This window comes from Streptosporangium sp. NBC_01469, from assembly GCF_036227305.1.
Taxonomy (GTDB): Bacteria; Actinomycetota; Actinomycetes; order Streptosporangiales; family Streptosporangiaceae; genus Streptosporangium.
In genome coordinates this window covers 6124680-6145038 of the sequence record NZ_CP109465.1, presented here as the reverse complement: position 1 = coordinate 6145038, position 20359 = coordinate 6124680, and the positions used below count along the sequence as shown (strand labels likewise).

Below are 20359 nucleotides of genomic sequence, written 5' to 3'. Positions count from 1 at the left end.
CGGCAGGACAGTCGAGACGTCAGTCAGTCGGTGGGTCAGACCCGCCGCAACGTCACCATGAACGTCATCACTGTCAGTCGTGGCGCGGGATGCCGGAGACCTCGTGATCGGCATGGAACAGAGCCTCGCCGATGAGCGCGCGGACGTGGGCGTCACGGGCCCGGTAGAGCACGCGGCGACCGTCCCTGCGGGTGCGCACCAGCCCGGCGAGGCGGAGTTTCGCCAGGTGCTGGGAGACCGAGGGACGCGCGACCCCGATGGCCTCGGCGAGCGAGCCGACGTCGTACTCCCCCGACGACAGCAGCCACATCAGGCGCAACCTGGTGGCGTCACTGAGCATCCGGAACGCCTCGACGGCGGCCTCCACCTGGGCGCCGGTGGGTTGCTCCTGCGACGGGTTGTCACCTGATTGATTGTCGCGTGCATACATGACTACATATACTCCGGGAAAAGGGCACCGGTCGCAAACGAGGTAGCCATGTCCGACCAGCAGGATGCCGGTTCTCCGTCCCCCCACGGGCCCACCGGCTCCGATTCCCCCCACGACCAGGGCCGCGAGGCCGCACACGGGCACGGGCACGAACCCATCCGTGAACACGGGCACGGGCCGGGCGACGACCGCGAGCCGGGGAAACACGGCCACAGCCATGATCACGAGCATGGCCACGAGCGACGGGGGCCCACCGGCCGCCGGTTCGGGTTCGGGTTCGGGAGGCTGCTCTCACGAGTAGGCCACGCCCTCACCCCGCACAGCCACGACAGCGCGAGCAGGACCGACACCGCCCTGGAGTCCAGCAGTCGCGGGATGCGCGTGCTGGCCGTCTCCTTCGCCGTGCTCATGGTGACCGCCGCCGTCCAGGCGGTGGTCGTGGCCTTCTCCGGCTCGGTCGCCCTCCTCGGTGACACGCTGCACAACGTCGCCGACGCGCTGACCGCGCTCCCCCTGGCGATCGCCTTCTCCCTGGGGCGCCGGGCGGCCACCCGCAGATTCACCTACGGCTACGGCAGGGCCGAGGACCTGGCCGGAATCGCCATCGTCCTGATCATCGCCGCCTCCGCCGTGCTCGCCGGGTACGAGGCCTCGCGGCGCCTGGTCGACCCCCAGGAGGTGAGGGCGCTCGGCTGGGTCGCCGCGGCGGCGGTGATCGGCTTCGTGGGCAACGAGTGGGTGGCCCGCTACCGGATCAGGGTCGGACGCCGGATCGGATCGGCCGCGCTGGTCGCCGACGGGCTGCACGCCCGCACCGACGCCCTCACCTCGCTGGCCGTGCTGCTCGGCGCGGGCGGCTCGGCACTGGGCTACCCGATCGCCGACCCGATCGTCGGCCTGCTGATCACGGTGGCCATCTGCCTCGTCCTCAGGGACGCGGCCCGCGAGATCTACCACCGGCTGATGGACGCGGTCGATCCGGCCCTGGTCGATCACGCCGAGCGGATCCTGGCCGCCACCCGCGGCGTGCGGCGGGTGGGATCGGTACGGCTGCGCTGGGTGGGCCACACGCTGCGCGCCGAGGTGGACATCGTGGTCGGTGACGACCTGTCGCTGCTGCAGGCGCACGCGGTGGCGGTGGAGGCCGAGCACCGGTTGATCCATCATCTGCCCCGCCTGGGGGCCGCCACCGTGCACGCCGACCCGGACGGCGGGGAAGGCACCGACCACCACGCCATCCTGGTCGGACACCGGTAGGGGCGTACCGGAAGGGAACGTGCGGACGCCCCGCCGCGCCCGCGTCCGCGAACAAAAAGCCGGGGCACACGGCCCGGCCACGCGCGGACGGCCCCGGCGTGGGCGTACCCGCGCGGGCCGGGGCACGGGAGATGTAGTCTCGCATGATCACCGTCGCGGCCCGCGGACCTGATCGGCCCGGCCCGCAAGCCGTGGCGGATCGCCCCCCGATCCAGGAGAAGCGGCTGCGTTGGCCGACCACAGCAGAGGACGTCCCGGCTGGCTGCACGTCGGCCCACTGGAGGCGCGGTTGGCGCGCACCTGGGAACCTGGCACGTTCCCACCGGCGGAAACGCTCCTCGCGATACTGACGCTGGCGGCCGTGCCACAGGCACTCGCCACCCGCCTGACCACCCATCTGAGCGGCGGCATCGTGGTGGGCCCCGGATCGGTGCCCGACCTTCCCGGCTTCGAGTGGCTGCGGGGCGTCGCACTGCCCCTGCAGGCGGGCCACTGGGAGCGCAGCGCGGGTGTGTACGACCCCCGGCAGCGGCGGATCGGGGTGGGAAGCACCCCTTCGCCCTCGGTGTCGGTGTGCGGGCACGAGCTCGGCCACGCCGCCGACCACATGGACCGGCTGCCCTCGCACTCCCCCTTCTGGACCGACCTGCACGCCCGCACCCGCGACCGTCTTCATCCGCCCTACCGCGACGACGTCACCGAACTGTTCGCAGAGGCCTTCGCCTGCGTGCTCACCCGGAGGGCGACCAGGCTGCTCCACCTGGTCGGCGAGGAGGCGGAGGCAGAGCGGGTGTACCACCGGCTGTCCGGGCACTACGGCATCGGGTGACCGTGGGCGTGCCGCGACCCCCGGAGCTATGCTGGGCGAACAGCGGTCAGGAGAGACGACGGAAAGGCCACGCCATGAACGTGACCATGCTGCCGGGGGGCACCCTCCGCGTCCCCGCGACGACCACGCTGGACAACGGCACCAAGGTCGACGGCACCCGCGACATCGGCCGCGACGACCCCGAATACTCCGAGTGGCTGGCCCTGGCGCAGGACGAGGACGAGCAGCGCCGCCGCGACGTCGAGGAGCGCGACTCCGACCGTGAGATCCTGACCCGCTGGCGCACCCGCCGGAGCGCGTGACCTCGTCCTCCGGTCACCCGTGACACGTGCGCTCCCGCCGCTCCTCCCCCGATCCTGGACCCGTCCCGGATCCCGTCGCGGAACCCCCCGCCCGGATCCGGCCCCGCTCCCATGTGAACCTTTCTCGCGTCCACTACGTCTCACCAGATGAGGCTCCACCGGCGTGCGGCCGGTCCGGGAGTCTCGCGCCTTCCTCCGGCGCGTCACCGCCCCCGGTGAGGGGCGGTGATCGGGGAAACCCGCCCCCGCGCGGACGACGCCTCGGGTGCCGGGCGGACCGGTGCGCATGCGCCCCTGAGATGCTTGACTCGTGATCCACGTACCTCCCGCGCCCCGCGTGCGAACCGGTCTACGGCGCCGCCCCGTGACGCCGGCGTGAACGACCACGTGCCGCGGATCTCACTCTGGCTGCGCGCCCGCCCCGCCCGAGCGGGCCGTACCCGCGTCCTGGCGGTCGAGGGGCGCTCGGGCTCGGGCAAGTCCACCCTCGCCGCCGCCGTGGCCGCGGAACTGGCCGCGCCCGTCGTACGGATGGACGATCTCTATCCGGGGTGGGACGGCCTGCTGGGAGGAGTGGACGCGCTGGTCGGGTGGATCCTGCGGCCACTGAGCCTGGACCGGCCCGCGCGGTGGCGGCGCTACGACTGGGCCGACGGCGGCTACGCCGAGTGGCACGAGGTCCCGGTCACCGGAGTCCTGGTCCTCGACGGTACCGGCTCCGGCGCCCTCGCCGCCGCGCCGTACCTGAGCGGCCTGCTGTGGCTGGAGGCGGCCGACGAGGTGCGCAAGGCCCGCGCGCTGGAGCGCGACGGCGACCTCTACGCCCCGCACTGGAACCGCTGGGCGGCCCAGGAGGAGCGTTTCCACGCCCGCGACGACGTCCGCGCCCGCGCGGACCTGACGATCACCACCACCTGAGGGCCGAGGGATTCCAGCGGCGGATCATCGGTTCTCCTTGTCGTACGGCGTCGCGCGTCACGTGACGCGCCCCATTTTCCCTTCCCCCTCAGTGCCGGCGGTCAGCGGGGAAGCACCCGCCCCAGGAAGTCGTCGACGAGCCGGGCGATCTGGGCTCCGTGGCTCTCCAGTGCGAAGTGACCGGTGGGAAGCAGGTGGATCTCCGCGTCGGGAAGGTCGCGCTGGAAGGCCGTGGCACCGCCCGGCCTGAAGATCTCGTCGTGGGCTCCCCAGGCGGCGAGCAGCGGGACCCGGCTCGCGCGGAAGTACTCCTGGAAGGCCGGGTAGAGATCGATGTTGGTGATGTAGTCGCGGGTGAGCCGGAGCTGGATCTCGGCGTTGCCCGGACGTCGCAGCAGTGCGAAGTCGTGGCGCCAGGTGTCGGGGCTGACAAGGCTCTCGTCGGGCACGCCGTGGGTGTACTGCCAGCGGATCGCGTCGAGGGTCAGAGACTGACGGATGGGAGCCTCGGTGGCCGGGGACGGATCGGTGCCGTAGGCCCGGATCGGGGCCCAGAAATCCTCGTCCAGCCCGTCGAGGTAGGCGTTGCCGTTCTGGGTGACGATCGCGGTGACGCGCTCGGGGTGGGCGGTGGCGAGCCGCCAGCCGATGGGCGCGCCGTAGTCCTGCACGTACATGGCGAAGCGCGACAGGCCAAGCCGCTCGGTGAAGGCGGCGGTGATCTCGGCCAGGTTCGCGAAGGTGTAGTCGAAGTCGTCCACGGACGGCGTCGCGGAGTGGCCGAAGCCGAGGTGGTCGGGTGCGACGAGCCGGTAGCGGGTCGCCAGCCTCGGGGTGAGGTCGCGGAACATGTGGGAGCTCGTCGGGTAGCCGTGCAGCAGGAGCAGGACCGGCGCGTCCGGGTCCCCGGCCTCCCGGTAGAAGATCTCCTGCCCGCGCACGACGGCGGTGCGGTAGTGGGTTCGCTCATCCATGCCTAACCCCTTTGAGTCGTTGATGAAGTTATACATGGCCAGCGAAACACCATTACTGCTAACCTGTCAATATGCCCAAGGTGGTTATAGAGGACGTTGACCTCCTCTTGGACCTGCTCAACACCACACCCGTGGTCGACGGCGTCCCCACGGACGCGCTGGACGACCCGCGCGACGCCGCCCGGTGGCTGGGCGAGCGCGACCTGCCCCGCTCACCGGCCGCCGCCGCCTCGGCCCGCCGCGTCAGGGACGCGGTCGCCCGCGTCGTCAGGGGCGAGCAGCCCACCCGGACGCTGGAGCCCTTTCTCGAAGGGGTGTCGCGGACCCCGTCGGTCGGCGACGACGGCGTGCGCTGGGAGCTGAGCACCGGCTCCGCCGACCCGTTCGGCCTCCGATGCGTGCTGGCCTGGGCGTATCTCCAGGAGACCCTGCCCGGCCGCCTGCGCCCGTGCGCCAACGACGACTGCCGCCTGTTCCTCGTCGACCACAGCCGGGCCAACACCCGTCGCTGGTGCTCGATGGCCGCCTGCGGCAACCGCCTCAAGGCACGGCGCCACCACCGGCGCGCGGCGAACCGGGACGGCGACGACTGACCCGCGACGAGACCGGGCGGCGACCGGGGACCGCCACCGGCAACCGAGGTTCACATCTTGCGATCGAACACGAAGTACGATCGAATGAACACGAAAGAGTTCCGGAACGACACCGAACGATCATTGATCATCCGCGTCCGGCCGGGCGCGAGACGCGGCGGCGCCGGATGTGCGGGGCCTCACCCGTCGCATCGGGAGTGCCACCGGAACCACCGGCGCAGACTCATTCCGAGGAGAGCCCGTGACCACGTGGATGCTGCTGGACTACGGCGAGGTCATCTCCATGCCGCAGCCGTCCGACGCGACGGCCGCCATGGCGGAGCTCATCGGCCAGGACCACGCGACCTTCCGTGACCGCTACTGGCACCACCGCGAGGCCTACGACCGCGGCCAGGCCTCCCACTCCTACTGGAGCGGGGTGGCCGGCAGGACGCTCGCCGACGACGATCCGCTCGTCGCCACGCTCAACGCGGCCGACGTCGCGAGCTGGTTCCACCTCAACCCGGAGACCCTGCGCGCCATCGAGGACCTCGCGGGACACCACGGGCTCGCCCTGCTGTCCAACGCCCCCGAGCCGCTGGCGGCGGCCATCGACGCCGCCCCCTGGGCCGCGGCGTTCACCCATCGCTTCTACAGCTGCCGCCTGACGCTGGCCAAGCCGGATCCCGCCATCTTCGAGGAGGTCCTGCGCCACCTCGACGCCACCCCCGGCGACGTCACCTTCCTGGACGACCGGGCCGTCAACGTCCGCGCCGCGGCGGCGCTCGGTATCAACGCCCTCCTCTACCCGGACTGGCCGCCCTTCCCCCGCGCGGGCTGACGGGTTCGCGTACGGCCGAGCACGGGGCGATGTGCCGCCTGGACGACAAGGTGGTGATGTACAACGAGCCGGGCAGGATGGCAGGCGTCTACAGCCACCTCGACCGGGCCACGGCGATCTTCGTGTTCCGCCACCCCGAGCTGCACGACCACGACCACCGCGACACCGACGGACACCGGCGCCCCGCCTCCACCGCGAACCTCGCGAACACGGCAGAACGGATCCGGTCGGTGCCGACGTCCCGGCCGGGGCCGGAGAAGGACCGCGCGGCGGGCGGTCACGCCGAGAAGCGGGCGACCCACTCGCGGGCCCCGGGGAGGATCTCCTCCACCGGCGCCACGTGCGGGTACCAGGTGCGCTCCCACTCCAGGGAGACCCAGCCCCCGAAACCGCGCAGCAACTCGCCGCACTCGTCGAGGGGAACCCCGCCCGCCCACATCGGCACCGGGGTCGTGTCGGTGGCCGAGACCGCGTCCTTGATCTGCACGTACGCCAGATGTCCGGCCAGCGCCGCCAGGGTCTCCGCGGGCTCCTCACCGTGACGCCACGGATGCAGCACGTCCCACAGCGCGCCCGCCGCCTCGGGAACGCCCGCCGCGTCCAGCAGCCGCCCGACCGCGGCGCCGGTCGGCATCGCGTCATGGGTCTCCACCAGCACCCGTACCCCTGACTCCACGCACAGGTCCGCGACCGCGCGCAGCCGCCGCGCCCCCACCTCGACATCCTCTCCCCCGGGAAACACCCGTACGGCGGGGGCACCCAGGTCGGCGGCGAGCGCCAGGTCGTCCCGCAGCGCCCGCACCACGGGTTCGTCCGGTCCCGCCACGGCGATCCTGACGTATCCGGCGAGAGCGGAGACCTGCAGCCCGGCGGTCCCGGACGGGATTCCCGACGGGCCCGCGGCGGTGTCCCCCTCGCCTTCCGGACCGTCGCCCGGCGCCCCCGCGCCTGCCGGGCGACCGTTTGACGTTCCCGCGCCTGCGGGACGACCAGCCGACGGTCCCGCGAAGGCCGCGCGGACCGTCGCGCGCGCCGCCGGAGAGAGCCCGGCGTGGACCCCGGTGTCGGGGTGGAGGCGGAGTTCGAGCCCGGCGCACCCGTACTCCACGGCCACCGCGACGGCCTCGCTCAGGCCCTGCCCCGGCATGCCGAGCGTGCTGAAGGCCAATCTCACCCTGACTCCCTCCCACCACTTATCGGAAAGCGCTTCCCAAGCGACTCCATCGTAGACGCACGCCACCTCGTGCGCGCCGGGGGGCGGCAGGAGCGGCGAGGACCTCCGTCAGGCGAGGCCCCGGGCGGGTCATCCGCCGCACCGGATTAGCGGCGCGCGAGTGAGGGGAGGCCCCAAGTGATGCCGATCGGGGGGCGCGGAGCCGGAGGAGCCCCGGACTCGCAGCGACATCGATCTTCTCAGCTGGAGAATCCCATGACTGGACGCGTATCGGCCCCGGGCGACCTCGGCCGCCGGATCGCCAGGCGACGCGAGAATCTCGGCCTCACCCGGGACGAGCTGGCGAGGCGGGCCGGGATCGATCCGGGCTATCTCGCCTACCTGGAGGACGCCGTGGCCTCGCCGAACACCGGCACCGTGAACCGCGTGGCCACCGCCCTGGACACCAGGCCCGAGGAACTGCTCGGCGGGAACGCCGGCCTGCCCCCCGGACGGGGGCGGCCGGCTCTCCGGTCCGCGGCTCCGGAGACACTGGACCGGGACGAGTGCCTGCGGCTCATCACCCCCGGCGGGGTGGGGCGGATCGCCTTCGAGGAGATCGGCGGGCCGGTCATCCTGCCGGTCGACTACGCCCTGCACGGCAGCTCGGTGATCTTTCGCACCGCCTTCGGCGGCCCGCTCGACGACACCCTGCGCACCGGGGTCCAGGGGGTCGAGTCCAAGGTCGCCTTCGAGGTCGACCGGATCGACGACGCCGGCCGCGAGGGCTGGAGCGTGCTGGTGCGCGGCGGGGTCCACCACGTCTCCTCGGAGGAGGACCGTGCCGCCCTGGCGGCGCTGGGCGTCCGGCCATGGGCGGGAGGTGAGCGGGAGCCGTACGTGAGGATCGCCGCCACCGAGGTCACCGGCCGTCGCATCCGGCGCGACCCGTGATCCCCGCAGAGTTCAGGAGCCGCCCATGATCCCCGCAGGACTCGGGAGCCGCCCATGATCCCCGAAGAGTTCAGGAGCCGCCCGTGATCCCCACGGAGATGGACGCCTGGGTCGTCACCCGTCCCGGGCCGATCTCCTCGCGCCCCCTGCAGCCGGTCCGCGTCCCGGTTCCCTCCCCCGGGCCCGGTGAGGTGCTGGTCCGTGTCGAGGCCTGCGCGGTCTGCCGTACCGACCTGCACCTCGCCGAGGGCGATCTCCGGCCGCGACGCCCGAGGACCACGCCCGGCCACGAGGCGGTGGGCTGGGTGGTGGCCGCCGGCCCCGGCGCCGGGCGGCTGGCGCCGGGCACCCGGGTGGGCGCGGCCTGGCTCCGCTCGACCTGCGGGCACTGCCGCTACTGCCTGCGGGGCGCGGAGAACCTCTGCCCCGACTCGACCTACACCGGCTGGGACGCCGACGGCGGCTACGCCGAATACCTGACCGTTCCCGAAGACTTCGCCTACCCGCTCCCCGGCGACACCCCGGCGGAGAAGCTGGCGCCGCTGCTGTGCGCGGGGATCATCGGCTACCGGGCCCTGCTCCGCAGCGACCTGCCGCCCGGCGGGCGCCTGGGCATCTACGGCTTCGGCGCCTCGGCGCACCTGACCGCGCAGATCGCCATCGCCCAGGGCGTGACCGTGCACGTGCTGACCCGCTCGGCCGGGGCCAGGGAGCTGGCCCTGGCCCTGGGCGCGACCTCGGCGGGCGACGCCGCGGACGCCCCGCCCGAACCGCTGGACTCGGCGATCCTGTTCGCCCCGGTGGGCGAGCTGGTGCCGGTCGCGCTGGCCGCCCTGGACCGGGGCGGCACCCTGGCGGTGGCGGGCATCCACCTCAGCGACATCCCGGCTCTGACCTACCAGCGCCACCTGTTCCAGGAACGCACGCTGCGCAGCGTCACCGCCAACACCCGCGCCGACGGCCGCGCCTACCTGGAGCTGGCCACACTCCACCCACCCCGGGTGACGACGGCGCCCTACCCCCTGGCCGAGGCCGACCGGGCCCTCGCCGACCTGGCGGCGGACCGCGTCGAGGGCGCCGCCGTCCTGACGCTCTCCCCACCCTGACCCGCGCCTCCGTCCCCGTACGGCGTGAGGATCGGCGTGAGGACCCCTGGCGGGAGCTCAGTCGAAGGCGCACTCGCGGGTGATGTTCGGGTCGGGGTCGGTCTCGGTGTGCACGTTCACGGCGGGAATGAAGCCCCACGCCTTGAGTTCCTTCTTGGCCAGCGCGTAGTCGCCCTGCGTGTAGTACCAGACGTCGTTGCCGCCGCGATGCCGCTCGCCCCGCGTCCAGCAGACGAACCAGCTGGGATTCGACTCAAGACGACCGATCGCCTCTCCCGCCCCGGCCCGCTCGTACACGTCCGACCCCGGGGTGTTGGAGCATTCGAAGAGGCCCTGCCAGGTCTGCTTCGTACGGTCGTCCTTGATCGACAGATCCTTGTCCACGCAGCCCTCCGCGTCTTGGGCGGCGGTCGGCGTCGGCGCGGGGGGAGGTTCGTCCGAGGATCGCGACAGCGCCCAGGCGCCGGCGCCGACACCGGCCACGACGACCACCGCGACGGTGATCGCGATCCAGGGTCGCCTTCTCCTCGTCTCGGCGACCGCGGGAGCCGTGCCCGGCTCCTGCTCCTGCTCCTCGGCGGCCAGGGCCTTCCAGGCGTCCTGCCAGCGGCGGGACTGCTCCTGAACCGCCGCAGGAGTGCTTCCGCCGTGGATCAGGCAGGCCTCGACCAGGCGGAGGGCGGCGGCCTGCGGGGGGCGGCCGAGCGGATTTTTCCCGATCAGGTTGGAGATCGCCGACGGAGCCAGCCCCGACGTCTTCGACAACGTCGCGTATTTCGGCTTGCCGCACCAGACGTGCAGCTCCCGGAGCTTCTCGGTGAACTCCGGCCACGTCCCCGCCTGCTCGGGATCGGGTGAGGACTTTGAATCGTCGCTGACAACCACGTTGACAAGGGCCCTTCGGGACTGGTGCCACCATCGGCCGGACGAGGGTCGGAAACTGATCATGCCGGGACCGGGGAAGCGGGTCAACCGGTTCAGAACAAACGCTTCCACCTACTTAAATACCGTTTTGAATGGTTGGTTCGGCCATACCCCTGCCCTGTCCAGTCGTCCCGTGCTTCATTGATGACCATCTTTACCGGCGCCGGGAGGGCCGGGCCAGGAGCAGGGCGGTGACCGCGGCGGCCGAGAGGGCGGCGCCGAAAACGACCATCGTCGCCTGCGGCGTGAAGGACCGGAGGGCGAGACCGAACAGGATGGCGGGCAGCCCCATGCCGACGTACGAGATCACGAAGAAGACCGCCAGCCTTCACAATCATTCCGGCGGAGCGAACCCCGCGAACCGGCCGCACGCGAACCGCGCCCCGGAGATCACCCGCCGCACCGCGAGAACCCCGGGCCGACGACCCCGGACCGAGGAGCCCAGGAGACCTCAGGTCTCCTTGAGGATGCGGTGCAGGAGGGCCGTCGTCGCGGCCGGCTGTTCGGCCTCGATCCCCAGGCGGTTCATGACGTGCCAGTAGCGCTCGACGTCGGCGAGCTTGTCCAGGTAGAGGGCTCCGGTGAGCTGCTCGAGGTAGACCACGTCGGGCAACTCCCCCTCGGGGAAGCGGAGGATGGTGGCGGAGCCCGTCGCCGCGGCGGCCGCTCCGGCGCTGAACGGCATGATCTGGAGAGTGACATGGCCGAGCTCGACGATCTCCGTGAGGCGCCGGATCTGGTCGCGCAGCACCGTGGGGCCTCCGACGGGGCGATGCAGCACCGCCTCGTCGATGACGAGCCAGAGCGTGGCGGGCTCCCGCCCGGTGAGGAGCCGCTGGCGCTCCATCCGCAGGGCGACGCGGCGCTCGATCTCGAACTCGGGGGCGCCCGCGCAGGCGGGCCGGATGAGGGCTCGGGCGTAATCCTCGGTCTGCAGCAACTCGGGGACGAACTGGACCTCGTAGCCGCGGATGAGAGAGGCGGCCTGCTCCAGCCCGAGGTAGGCGTCGAACCAGGAGGGGACCACGTCGGCGTAGGCGTGCCACCAGCCGGGCCTGTTGGCCTGCGCGGCCAGGGCGAGCAGCGGGGCGCGCTCGTCGTCGTCGACGACCCCGTAGAGGGTGAGAAGGTCGGCCACGTCGCGCTGCTTGAAGCCGGTCCGCCCCAGCTCCAGACGGCTGATCTTGGAGTGCGACGCGCGGATCGCCTCCCCCGCCTCCTCGCGCGTGATGTGGCCGTCCTCGCGCAGCCGCCGGAGCTGCGCCCCCACCAGCATGCGGACCACGGTGGGCCCGGCCTGCCGGTGATCCGGATTCTGACCATCGGCTTGTTCGCTCATCGCCCGAACAATGCGCAAGTTCGCTCCCTTTAACCGCGACTGGCCAGCCTGTGAGTATTCAAGCTTTTCACGTCCGGGTCGTTCCCCGCAGTGAGACACGGACTCCGTGCGGTGAATTACCGCCGTCCCCGCGGAACGGCGGGATCGCGGAAGCCCGAACGGGAACTCCGCCGGAAACTCCGACAGGAACTCCGGAGGATCCCGCCGAGCAGGTCACCGGCCGCCACCACCCCACACCGGAACACCGCGCCGCGCGCCGCACACCGAACCGCGCGCCGCACCACGGCACACCGAACCTCACACCGCACCACGGCACACCGAACCTCACACCGCACCGCGCGCCGCATCACACACCGGAACACCGGCCCACGCCGCACACCGAACCTCATGCCGGACCCCGCGTCGCGCGCCGGGCCGATGAGACGCCGGACCGCCCGTACGTCGTCTCGACCGACGGCCGGGTTCGCGTCCGTCACCCCGGCGCGGCGCCTCGGTGCCAAGCGGTCCGCCGCCGGGCCCTCACGAGGGGTGACACCGGGCGGGCACGCCGGAAACCGCGCGCGACATTCCGGAGAAGTTCTCATCTCTTCTCCTGACTTCTCCACTTTACGATGCCGAATACTCATAATTAGTGATCTCAAATGGACTCCTCGGAGAGGAAGCCAGACCATGCCCGATATCGGCCCCGTACGGGCGGGGGATCCCGAACGCGTGGACGAGTACCAGATCGTGGGACGACTGGGGGAGGACGTCTACCTCGCCACAGCCCCATCGGGGGACCGGGTGGTCGTGCGCCTGCTCCCCGCGGACGTGAGTCCCGAGCGGTTCCGGGAGGCGATGGAACCGCTGCGGGAGATACCCGCCTTCTGCACGGCCCAGGTGCTGGACAGCGGACTGGACGGCGGGGTGGACGGCGACAGGCCGTACATCGTGAGCGAGTACGTCGACGGTCCCACCCTGGAGGAGGCGGTGGCCTCCGAGGGCGTCCTGAGGGCGGCCTCGCTGCACCGGATCGCCGTCGGGACGATGACCGCCCTGGTCGCCCTCCACCAGGCGGGTACGGTCCACGGCGACCTGCGTCCCGGCGGCGTGGTGTTCGGCCCCGACGGACCACGGGTGATCGACCTCGGCATGGCGCGGGCGCTGGAGGCGACCGCGTCCAGCACGACCCGCAAGGTCGACGTCCCCGCCTACAGCTCGCCGGAGAGGCTCATGGGCACCTCCCCCGGGCCCGAGGGGGACCTGTTCTCGTGGGGGGCGACGATGGTCTTCGCCGCCTCGGGCCGCTCCCCCTTCGAGGCGGAGACGATGTCGGGCACGGTCAACCGCATCGTCAACGACGAGCCCGACCTCGGCGCGCTCCCCGACGACCTGCGCGGGCCGGTCACGGCCTGCCTCGCCAAGGACCCCGCGCTGCGGCCGACCGCGAGCGACGTCCTGCTCCGCCTGGTCGGGGGGTTCCTCACCTCCGACCAGGCGCCCCTCGATCCCTCGGCGCTCTCGGCGTCCTCCGCCCCCGGCACTCCCTCCACCCGGCCGCTGCGGCGTGCCCGCCCCGCGTTGCTGGCCGCGGGCGCGCTGGCCGTCGCCCTCGTCTCCGGTGGCGTGGTCTACCTGGCGGTGTCGGACGACCCCGCGCCCGTGGCCGCCCCGCGCCCGGCCCGGAGCACCGCGCAGGGCGCGCTCGCCCCGGCCTTCACCCCCCAGCCCCAGCTCAGCCCGAACGTCACCGAGGCGCCCTGGGAACGGGTGGAGAAGACCACCGAGGACGTCGAACTGCCGGGGACGGGCATCACCCTGCACGAGAGCCCGAAGGACGCGACCAAGCTGGGCGGGTACCTGAACGTCAAGCCGCCCTTCGCCTCGTTCGCCAGGGAGAAGGGCAAGGAGACCTTCAAGCAGGTGGCCAACGCCCTGCAGCCGGTGCTGTCGCCACAGGGTGACATGGTGGCGCTCAACCCGTTCGGGAAGTTCACCGAGTCGTCCTTCGACTACCTGAGGATCCTCGACCTGAGGAACGGCGCCCAGTTCAACGTGCAGACCGTCGAGCGCCCGCTGGAGGGACACAATCCCGTGTGGTCGAACGACGGCTCCAAGGTCCTGCTGTCGGTACGGGACCCGAACAAGGAACAGTCAGACGGGTTCGTGGTGGTGGACGTGGCGGCGCGCAGGGCCACCCACGTGCGCACCGAGTCCGTCGGCGCCGACACGTTTCCCTCCACGTTCGCGCCGGACGGCTCGGTCGCGCGGGGATACTACGACGGCAAGGGCTACGGGGTCGACTTCTACGGCCCGAACGGGCAGGCCATCCGGACGATGCACTGGGTCGGCCAGCCGCGCAACACCGGCTGGTTCTCCCCCTCGGGCGCCCTCTTCGCCACGGTGTGCCCCAAGGGGGACACCATGTGCGTGTGGGACACGGTGAGCGGCAACCGGCGCTACACGATCGAGATCGGCGAGAAGACCCGTTTCGTGGGCTGGTTCAACAACAATCACCTGCTCCTCCAGAACCCCGTCAAGAAGGGTTCCAAGATCGAGATAGTCGATCTGTACGGCAAGTCCATCCGGGTCCTCGCCGACCTCAAGAAGGGCGACACCGCCTTCCTGAGTTTCACCCCGGCGGCCGGATGACCAGGGTCCTGCCACCGGCTCCCGGCGATCCCGACCGGATCGGGCCGCACCGGGTCACCGGCAGGATCGGCCGCGGCGGGCAGGGGACGGTGTACCTGGCGGAGTCCCCCGCCGGGGCGCGGGTCGCGGTGAAGGTGCTCGGCAAGGGCGGCGGCGAGCAGACCCTGGCGCGCTTCCACCGCGAGATCGAGCTGGCCCGCCGGGTGGAGGCCTTCTGCACCGCGCAGGTGCTGGAGCACGGCGAGACCGGCGGCATGCCGTACATCGTGAGCGAGTACGTCGACGGGCCCAGCCTCGCCCAGGTGATCGACGAGCGGGGACCGCTGCGCGGGGCCGAGCTGCGCAGGCTCGCGGTCGGGACCGTCACCGCGCTGGCCGCCATCCACCGGGCGGGCGTCGTGCACCGCGACTTCAAGCCCGCGAACGTGCTGCTCGCCCGCGACGGCCCCCGGGTGATCGACTTCGGCATCTCCCGCGCGCTGGACGCCACGGTGACGGCCTCCGACCACCTGGTCGGCACCCCTCCGTACATGGCGCCCGAGCAGTTCGACGGGCGCGAGACGGGGCCGTCGGCCGACCTGTTCGCGTGGGCGTCGACGGTGGTGTGCGCGGCGACGGGGGAACCGCCCTTCGGGACCGGCCCGGTGCCCGCGGTGATCCACCGGATCCTGAACGCCGAGCCCGTACTCGGTTCCCTGGACGACGAGCTGCGCGAACTGGTGGGCGAGTGCCTGGCCAAGGACCCCCGGGCGCGCCCGGCGGCCATGCCGGCGCTGCTGAGGCTGCTGGGCCATCCGGCGGAGCGGCCGTCGTACGGGACGGGTCACGAGGTGCTCGGCGAGGGCCGCAAGCAGGCCGCTCCCCCGCCGGCACGGCGGCGCGCCTCGCGCCCGGTGATCGCCGCCCTCGCCGCGCTGGCGCTCGCGGCGGCCTCCGGCGTCGCGGTCCTCGCGGTCCGGGCGGCGGGGACGGAGGAGCCCGTGAAGGTGGTCACGGGCGGTACGGACGGCACCCCCTCCGTACCGGCCGCGAGACCGGCGATCGGGACGATGCCCACCACCTCGACGACCGACCTGCGGATCCCGGGAACGAAGGTCACCCTGCGGGAGAACCCCGCGGACCCGGAGCGGGTCACCAGCTACCGGGACTCGCGTGGGAGGGCCAGCGGCGACCCCGTCTACCTCCGGCGGGGCGACACCGCGGAGTTCAGGTTCCTGGGGACGTTCATGACCGCCGTGGCCGCCCCGGGAGGAGCGCGCGTCGCCGCCAACCCGGACAACAAGTTCGAGCTGGGGGAGTTCGACCTGATCCGGCTGGTGGATCCGGCGGGAGGGCCGGAGACCCAGATCAGGACCGTCGACACTCCCTTGACGACCTTCAATCCCCACTGGGACCGGAACGGGACGAGGATCCTGCTGACGATCTACGAGGGGCTGGGGAAGGAGCAGCGCTCCCGGGGCTTCGTGATCGTGGACGTGGCCTCGCGCACGGCCCGCGTCTTCCGGGTGCCGGACGACGACCACCGCTCCGACTACGTCTGGGGCGCCGACTCGGCCTCGGTCCTCCACTCCGGGCCGGACGGGTCGGTCCGCTTCTACCGCCCGGACGGCACGCCGCTGCGGACGGTCCCGAAGGTGGGCGCGCTGGTGCTGGACGACGTCAGGACCACCTCGCTCGGCACGGTCTTCACGACCCGCTGCCAGGAGATGCCCCGCGACGTCTGCCTGTGGGACGCCGCCACGGCGACGCGCAGGGCCGTCGTCCCGATCAAAAAGGGGATGATCTTCAACGGCTGGCTGGGCGACCGCCACTTCCTCGGCACCGTGACCGAGGGCAAGACCACGAAGGTCGTCATGCTGGACCTGCGCGGAGAGGTCGTGCGCGTCCTCGCGGACGGCCCCGCCGCGGAGCTGAAGGAGATCAGCCTCTACTACACGCTCAGGTGACGGGCTCCGCCGCCGGCCGGCCGCTCCTCGCCTCGTGGACCTCGCGCAGCAGCGCGGTCGCCGCCGCGCTCGTCGGGTCGCCCGTCACCGTGACGATCTCCCAGGACGGCACGGCCCCGGCGAGCCCGACGAAGCGCACCCGGTTGGTCTTGACCGCGAAGGACTGCGGCACGAGGGCCACGCCGAGCCCGAAGGTGACCAGGTCGAGCAGCGAGTGCACGTCGTTCACCTCCAGCGAGACATGGCGTTCGACGTCCGCGGCGGCGAACACGTCGTCGACCAGGTCCCGGGTGCCCCAGTCCGGCTGGAAGTCCACGAACCGCTCCGCCCGCAGCTCCGGCAGCTCGACCTTCTCCCGGGCCGCGAGCGGGTGACCGGGCGCGCAGGCGAGCACGAGCGGCTCGTCGGCGAGCGGCCCGACCACGACGTCGTCGGGGCACCGGGACGGGCGGGAGACGAACGCCAGGTCCAGCCGTCCCGCGCGCACCTGCTCGATCAGCTCGCCGGATCCCCCCTGGCGCAACCGGATCTCCAGGCCGGGGTACGCGGTCAGGAAGCGGGCGAGCACGGCCGGCAGGTGCACCGCGTGCAGGCACTGCAGCGAGCCGATGGCCAGGCTGCCGCGCAGCAGGCCCCGTACCGCGGCGACGGCGTCCCTGGCCGCGTCGGTCGCCGACAGCGCCCGCCTCGCCTCGACCAGCAGCGCCCTCCCCGCGGGGGTGAGCTCGACCTGCCGGGTGCTGCGCAGGAACAGCGAGGCGCCCAGCTCGCGCTCCAGCGAGCGGATCGAGGCCGACAGGCCGGACTGGGCCACGCGCAGACGGTTCGCCGCCCGTGTGAAGTGGCACTCCTCGGCGACGGCGACGAAGTACTCCAGCTGCCGTAGTTCCATGATTCATCACCCGGACCGCTTAAAGACATCAGTTTCTTCTATTGGACAGCTTAATCGGGGCAGGAGAGGGTGGAGGTGTACAACCGATCTCCGAGGAGGAACTCCCATGCAGACTCGCCGTATCGGCGACGTCCAGGTCAGTGCGATCGGTCTCGGCGGAATGCCGATGTCGATCGAGGGGCGCCCCGACGAGCAGCGTTCGGTCTCGACGATCCACGCCGCGCTGGAGGCGGGCGTGACGCTGATCGACACCGCGGACGCCTATCACGTGGGCGCGGACGAGGTCGGCCACAACGAGTCCCTGATCGCCCGCGCGGTGGCCTCCTACGGTGGCGACACGTCCGACGTGCTGATCGCCACGAAGGGCGGCCATGTGCGCCCCGGCGACGGCTCGTGGACCCTGGACGGCTCGCCCGACCACCTGAAAAAGGCCTGCGACGCGTCGCTCGAACGCCTCGGCGTCGAGGCCATCGGGCTCTACCAGTTCCACCGGCCGGACCCGAGGGTTCCGTACGCGGAGTCCGTCGGGGCGATCCGCGACCTGCTGGACGCGGGCAAGATCCGCTTCGCGGGCGTCTCGAACGCCGACCCGGACCAGATCCGGCTGGCCAACGAGATACTCGGCGGGCGGCTGGTGAGCGTGCAGAACCAGTTCTCGCCGTCGTTCCGCTCCAGCGAGCCCGAGCTGGAGCTGTGCGCGGAGCTGGGTATCGCGTTCCTGCCGTGGAGCCCGCTGGGCGGAATTCAGCAGGCCGGCGAGCTGGGCTCGCGGTTCGCCGTGTTCTCGGACGTCGCCCAGGTCCACGGGGTGAGCCCGCAGCGGGTGTGCCTGGCGTGGATGCTCGCCAAGGCGCCGGTGGTGATCCCGATTCCGGGCTCCTCGCGTCCGGAGACCATCCGCGACTCGGTCGGCGCGGTCGACGTGAAGCTGTCGGCCGAGGAGCTGTCCCGCCTCGACGCGGCCTGATCCCGACACGGCCAGGACACGCTCCGGCCGTACCGGCACCGCTCGGGTGCCGGTACGGCCGCGTACGAGGGGTTGTGAACTATTCGCAAGAATGTGAGCGAATGTGAGCGAACATATGTTTCAATGAGCGGGTGAAGCTTGCTGAGTGGGCGCGGTCGCAGGGCATCCACCCGCAGACCGCCTACCGGTGGTTCCGGGAAGGCAAAATGCCTGTCCCGGCCCGCCGTCTGCCCACCGGCACGATCATCGTGGACGGCCCGGCCACCGAGATCTCGGGTGGGGCCGCGCTGTACGCACGGGTGTCCTCCCATGATCAGCGCGCTGACCTGGACCGGCAGATCGCCCGTCTGACCTCCTTCGCCACCGATGCCGGACTGTCGGTGACGGCGTCGGTGACCGAGATCGGCTCCGGGCTGAACGGGCGGCGCCCCAAACTACTGCGGCTGCTGGCGGACGCGTCCACCCCGGTCATCGTCGTGGAGCACCGCGACCGGCTGGCCAGGTTCGGTGTCGAGTACCTAGAGGCCGCCCTGTCGGCCCAAGGCCGCCGCCTGATCGTGGCCGACCCTGGTGAGACCACCGACGACCTGGTGCGTGACATGATCGAGGTGTTGACGTCGATGTGCGCGCGCCTGTACGGGCGGCGCGGGGCGCGCAACCGGGCACTGCGGGCGCTCACCGCGACCAAAGCCTCTGATGGCGAGACCTCATGAAGGTCGTCCAAGCCTATCGCTATGCCCTTGACCCCACTCCTGGCCAGATGGCCGCACTCGCCTCGCACTGCGGTGCGGCCCGGTTCGCGTTCAACTGGGGGCTCAATCTGGTCAAGGCCACCTTGTCCCAGCGGGAGGCGGAGAAGTCCTATGGCGTGCCCGATGAACAGCTGACCAAGGTGGTGTGGTCGCTGTATGGTCTGCGCCGGGCGTGGAACGCCACTAAGAACGCTGCCGCGCCGTGGTGGGCGGAGAACTCCAAAGAGGCCTACAACGCCGGCCTGGACAACCTGGCGCGGGCGCTGAAGAACTGGTCGGCGTCCCGTAAAGGCGCCCGTAAGGGGCCGAAGGTCGGGTTTCCCCGGTTCAAGTCCAAGCACCGCGCCAGAGCCTCGTGCCGGTTCACCACCGGCACGATCCGCGTGGAGGCCGACCGCCATCATGTGACGCTGCCCCGGCTCGGGGCCATCCGTACCCATGAATCCACCCGCAAACTCGCCCGCCATGTGGAACGCGGCAGCGGCCGGATCCTGTCGGCCACCGTCCGCCTTGAGGGGGGCCGATGGTTCGTGGCGTTCACCTGCGAGATCGACCGTGCCGACCGCGCCCCGGCTGAACCGGAGGCCGTGGTCGGGGTGGACCTGGGCGTGAAGGAACTCGCGGTGCTGTCCACCGGTGAGGTCGTCGCCAACCCCAGACATCACCGCTCGGCGCTCAGACGGCTGCGCAAGCTGAACAAGCAGCTCGCCCGCCGGACCGGGCCACGCACCCCCGACGGCGGCAAGCGCGAGGCCTCCGCCCGCTGGGCCAAGACGAAAGCGGCGCTTGGCGCAGCACACGCCCGCGTCGCCAACCAGCGGCGCGAGGGCCTCCACCGGTTCACCAGCCGCCTGGCGGCCACCTACGGCACGGTCGTGGTCGAAGACCTGAACGTGTCCGGACTGGTCGGTAACCATCGCCTGGCCCGCGCCGTCAGCGACGCCGCCATGGCCGAAGTACGGCGGCAACTCTCCTACAAAACCAGGTGGAACAGCGGCCATCTCATCGTCGCCGACCGCTGGTTTGCCTCCAGTAAGACCTGTTCGGGATGCGGCGTGGTGAAAGCCAAGCTCGCCCTGTCCGAACGCACCTACACCTGCGCCGAGTGTGGTCTGGTCCTGGACCGGGACCACAATGCCGCGCTCAACCTGGCCGCGCTCGCGGCTGACGTCGCCCAGAGTTGCGGGGAGACGCAAAACGCCCGTGGAGGAGCGGTAAGACCCGGCACCCGTGCCGGGCACGCACCGGCGAAACGGGAACCCCGGAAACGGGGAACGCTCCGGCGCAAGCCGGAAGCTGCCTGACGTGTGCTCACACTCGATCACATTTAAGGTAACGGTTGCCGTACCAGGAGTAGTAGAACAGGCGGACGTTGGAAGACTGCTCGGGGACGGCCGCGCCGCGTGCCGGGAGCGGCGCCTGGGCTCCGGCCCAGCACAGGGCGGCCAGCAGGAGCGCGAGGACGATCTGGACGCGCCGCCCGGTATGGCGTAAGCGGCTGACAGATTGGTCGGATGTCTTCATCGGCTGACCCTTCGTCACGCGGGGCCGGATCGCCGCGGTCGGCGGGGC

21 protein-coding genes are annotated in these 20359 nt (G+C 71.7%); 13 read left to right on the top strand and 8 right to left on the bottom strand.

Annotated elements, in window-relative coordinates; all coding sequences use genetic code 11:
- Positions 1 to 73: 73 nt before the first annotated feature.
- Complete coding sequence (locus OG587_RS27040) at positions 74 to 430, bottom strand: ArsR/SmtB family transcription factor (protein WP_329080020.1); 357 nt, start codon at positions 428 to 430, stop codon at positions 74 to 76.
- A gap of 48 nt (positions 431 to 478) precedes the next feature.
- Between OG587_RS27040 and OG587_RS27035 the strand changes: the two genes are divergently transcribed.
- The 4 genes from OG587_RS27035 to OG587_RS27020 all read left to right on the top strand — a co-directional run bounded on the left by OG587_RS27035 (position 479) and on the right by OG587_RS27020 (position 3736).
- A complete protein-coding gene (locus OG587_RS27035) occupies positions 479 to 1687 on the top strand; it encodes a cation diffusion facilitator family transporter (RefSeq protein ID WP_329080018.1) in 1209 nt (402 codons plus the stop codon).
- A gap of 229 nt (positions 1688 to 1916) precedes the next feature.
- Complete coding sequence (locus OG587_RS27030) at positions 1917 to 2516, top strand: hypothetical protein (RefSeq protein ID WP_329080016.1); 600 nt, start codon at positions 1917 to 1919, stop codon at positions 2514 to 2516.
- Between the two features lie 74 nt (positions 2517 to 2590).
- Positions 2591 to 2818, top strand: a complete 228-nt coding sequence (locus OG587_RS27025) for a hypothetical protein (protein WP_329080014.1) — start codon at positions 2591 to 2593, stop codon at positions 2816 to 2818.
- 375 nt (positions 2819 to 3193) lie between these two features.
- Positions 3194 to 3736, top strand: coding sequence for a hypothetical protein (locus tag OG587_RS27020; RefSeq protein ID WP_329080012.1), 543 nt, complete (start codon positions 3194 to 3196; stop codon positions 3734 to 3736).
- Between the two features lie 101 nt (positions 3737 to 3837).
- On the opposite strand, the gene OG587_RS27015 is transcribed toward OG587_RS27020, so the two are convergent.
- A complete protein-coding gene (locus OG587_RS27015; protein WP_329080010.1) occupies positions 3838 to 4710 on the bottom strand; it encodes an alpha/beta fold hydrolase in 873 nt (290 codons plus the stop codon).
- 71 nt (positions 4711 to 4781) lie between these two features.
- Here OG587_RS27015 and OG587_RS27010 point away from each other — a divergent pair, with 71 nt between their 5' ends.
- Together OG587_RS27010 and OG587_RS27005 are read left to right on the top strand one after the other, a co-directional pair.
- On the top strand, positions 4782 to 5303 hold the full coding sequence (locus OG587_RS27010) for a CGNR zinc finger domain-containing protein (protein ID WP_329080008.1): 522 nt from the start codon (positions 4782 to 4784) through the stop codon (positions 5301 to 5303).
- 241 nt (positions 5304 to 5544) lie between these two features.
- Complete coding sequence (locus OG587_RS27005) at positions 5545 to 6123, top strand: HAD-IA family hydrolase (RefSeq protein ID WP_329080006.1); 579 nt, start codon at positions 5545 to 5547, stop codon at positions 6121 to 6123.
- Positions 6124 to 6400: 277 nt separating this feature from the next.
- Here OG587_RS27005 and OG587_RS27000 read toward each other — a convergent pair whose 3' ends face one another.
- Positions 6401 to 7297 (bottom strand): sugar phosphate isomerase/epimerase family protein, encoded by an 897-nt coding sequence (locus OG587_RS27000; RefSeq protein WP_329080004.1) that lies wholly within the window; start codon positions 7295 to 7297, stop codon positions 6401 to 6403.
- Between the two features lie 255 nt (positions 7298 to 7552).
- Here OG587_RS27000 and OG587_RS26995 point away from each other — a divergent pair, with 255 nt between their 5' ends.
- Both OG587_RS26995 and OG587_RS26990 read left to right on the top strand, forming a co-directional pair.
- The gene (locus OG587_RS26995) at positions 7553 to 8230 is read left to right on the top strand and encodes a pyridoxamine 5'-phosphate oxidase family protein (RefSeq protein WP_329080002.1); all 678 of its coding nucleotides are present in this window, start codon (positions 7553 to 7555) and stop codon (positions 8228 to 8230) included.
- A gap of 83 nt (positions 8231 to 8313) precedes the next feature.
- On the top strand, positions 8314 to 9336 hold the full coding sequence (locus tag OG587_RS26990) for a zinc-dependent alcohol dehydrogenase family protein (protein WP_443075240.1): 1023 nt from the start codon (positions 8314 to 8316) through the stop codon (positions 9334 to 9336).
- Between the two features lie 57 nt (positions 9337 to 9393).
- Here the strand turns inward: OG587_RS26990 and OG587_RS26985 are convergent, their stop codons facing one another.
- From OG587_RS26985 to OG587_RS26975, 3 genes are all read right to left on the bottom strand, one after another.
- Positions 9394 to 10221 carry a hypothetical protein gene (locus OG587_RS26985; RefSeq protein ID WP_329080000.1) on the bottom strand — a complete coding sequence of 276 codons (828 nt, stop codon included), beginning with the start codon at positions 10219 to 10221 and terminating at the stop codon, positions 9394 to 9396.
- Positions 10222 to 10414: 193 nt separating this feature from the next.
- Positions 10415 to 10570: a hypothetical protein gene (locus OG587_RS26980; RefSeq protein ID WP_329079998.1), complete on the bottom strand. Its 156-nt coding sequence runs from the start codon at positions 10568 to 10570 to the stop codon at positions 10415 to 10417.
- A 141-nt stretch (positions 10571 to 10711) separates the two neighbouring features.
- Positions 10712 to 11599, bottom strand: coding sequence for a helix-turn-helix domain-containing protein (locus tag OG587_RS26975; RefSeq protein ID WP_329079996.1), 888 nt, complete (start codon positions 11597 to 11599; stop codon positions 10712 to 10714).
- 669 nt (positions 11600 to 12268) lie between these two features.
- Here OG587_RS26975 and OG587_RS26970 point away from each other — a divergent pair.
- A complete protein-coding gene (locus tag OG587_RS26970; RefSeq protein ID WP_329079995.1) occupies positions 12269 to 14230 on the top strand; it encodes a serine/threonine protein kinase in 1962 nt (653 codons plus the stop codon).
- Positions 14227 to 16176 (top strand): serine/threonine protein kinase, encoded by a 1950-nt coding sequence (locus OG587_RS26965; protein WP_329079993.1) that lies wholly within the window; start codon positions 14227 to 14229, stop codon positions 16174 to 16176. The genes OG587_RS26970 and OG587_RS26965 overlap by 4 nt, the downstream gene beginning before the upstream one ends.
- Here OG587_RS26965 and OG587_RS26960 read toward each other — a convergent pair.
- Positions 16169 to 17068: a LysR family transcriptional regulator gene (locus OG587_RS26960; RefSeq protein WP_329079992.1), complete on the bottom strand. Its 900-nt coding sequence runs from the start codon at positions 17066 to 17068 to the stop codon at positions 16169 to 16171. The genes OG587_RS26965 and OG587_RS26960 overlap by 8 nt on opposite strands.
- Positions 17069 to 17174: 106 nt before the next feature.
- On the opposite strand from OG587_RS26960, the gene OG587_RS26955 reads away from it, so the two are divergent.
- The 3 genes from OG587_RS26955 to tnpB all read left to right on the top strand — a co-directional run bounded on the left by OG587_RS26955 (position 17175) and on the right by tnpB (position 20091).
- A complete protein-coding gene (locus OG587_RS26955; protein WP_329079989.1) occupies positions 17175 to 18035 on the top strand; it encodes an aldo/keto reductase in 861 nt (286 codons plus the stop codon).
- 131 nt (positions 18036 to 18166) lie between these two features.
- Positions 18167 to 18748: an IS607 family transposase gene (locus OG587_RS26950; RefSeq protein ID WP_329079988.1), complete on the top strand. Its 582-nt coding sequence runs from the start codon at positions 18167 to 18169 to the stop codon at positions 18746 to 18748.
- Complete coding sequence (tnpB, locus tag OG587_RS26945; protein ID WP_329079986.1) at positions 18745 to 20091, top strand: IS607 family element RNA-guided endonuclease TnpB; 1347 nt, start codon at positions 18745 to 18747, stop codon at positions 20089 to 20091. Before OG587_RS26950 ends, tnpB begins: the two co-directional genes overlap by 4 nt.
- Positions 20092 to 20098: 7 nt before the next feature.
- On the opposite strand, the gene OG587_RS26940 is transcribed toward tnpB, so the two are convergent.
- Positions 20099 to 20311 (bottom strand): hypothetical protein, encoded by a 213-nt coding sequence (locus OG587_RS26940; protein WP_329079984.1) that lies wholly within the window; start codon positions 20309 to 20311, stop codon positions 20099 to 20101.
- Between the last annotated feature and the right edge of the window lie 48 nt (positions 20312 to 20359).

Excerpts from the sequence above, each read along its gene's own strand:
- OG587_RS27040 (WP_329080020.1), bottom strand. The coding sequence starts at position 430 with ATGTATGCACGCGACAATCAATCAGGTGACAACCCGTCGCAGGAGCAA.
- OG587_RS27035 (WP_329080018.1), top strand. The coding sequence starts at position 479 with ATGTCCGACCAGCAGGATGCCGGTTCTCCGTCCCCCCACGGGCCCACC.
- OG587_RS27025 (WP_329080014.1), top strand. The coding sequence starts at position 2,591 with ATGAACGTGACCATGCTGCCGGGGGGCACCCTCCGCGTCCCCGCGACG.
- OG587_RS27015 (WP_329080010.1), bottom strand. The coding sequence starts at position 4,710 with ATGGATGAGCGAACCCACTACCGCACCGCCGTCGTGCGCGGGCAGGAG.
- OG587_RS27010 (WP_329080008.1), top strand. The coding sequence starts at position 4,782 with ATGCCCAAGGTGGTTATAGAGGACGTTGACCTCCTCTTGGACCTGCTC.
- OG587_RS26995 (WP_329080002.1), top strand. The coding sequence starts at position 7,553 with ATGACTGGACGCGTATCGGCCCCGGGCGACCTCGGCCGCCGGATCGCC.
- OG587_RS26975 (WP_329079996.1), bottom strand. The coding sequence starts at position 11,599 with ATGAGCGAACAAGCCGATGGTCAGAATCCGGATCACCGGCAGGCCGGG.
- OG587_RS26970 (WP_329079995.1), top strand. The coding sequence starts at position 12,269 with ATGCCCGATATCGGCCCCGTACGGGCGGGGGATCCCGAACGCGTGGAC.
- OG587_RS26965 (WP_329079993.1), top strand. The coding sequence starts at position 14,227 with ATGACCAGGGTCCTGCCACCGGCTCCCGGCGATCCCGACCGGATCGGG.
- OG587_RS26960 (WP_329079992.1), bottom strand. The coding sequence starts at position 17,068 with ATGGAACTACGGCAGCTGGAGTACTTCGTCGCCGTCGCCGAGGAGTGC.
- OG587_RS26955 (WP_329079989.1), top strand. The coding sequence starts at position 17,175 with ATGCAGACTCGCCGTATCGGCGACGTCCAGGTCAGTGCGATCGGTCTC.
- tnpB (WP_329079986.1), top strand. The coding sequence starts at position 18,745 with ATGAAGGTCGTCCAAGCCTATCGCTATGCCCTTGACCCCACTCCTGGC.
- OG587_RS26940 (WP_329079984.1), bottom strand. The coding sequence starts at position 20,311 with ATGAAGACATCCGACCAATCTGTCAGCCGCTTACGCCATACCGGGCGG.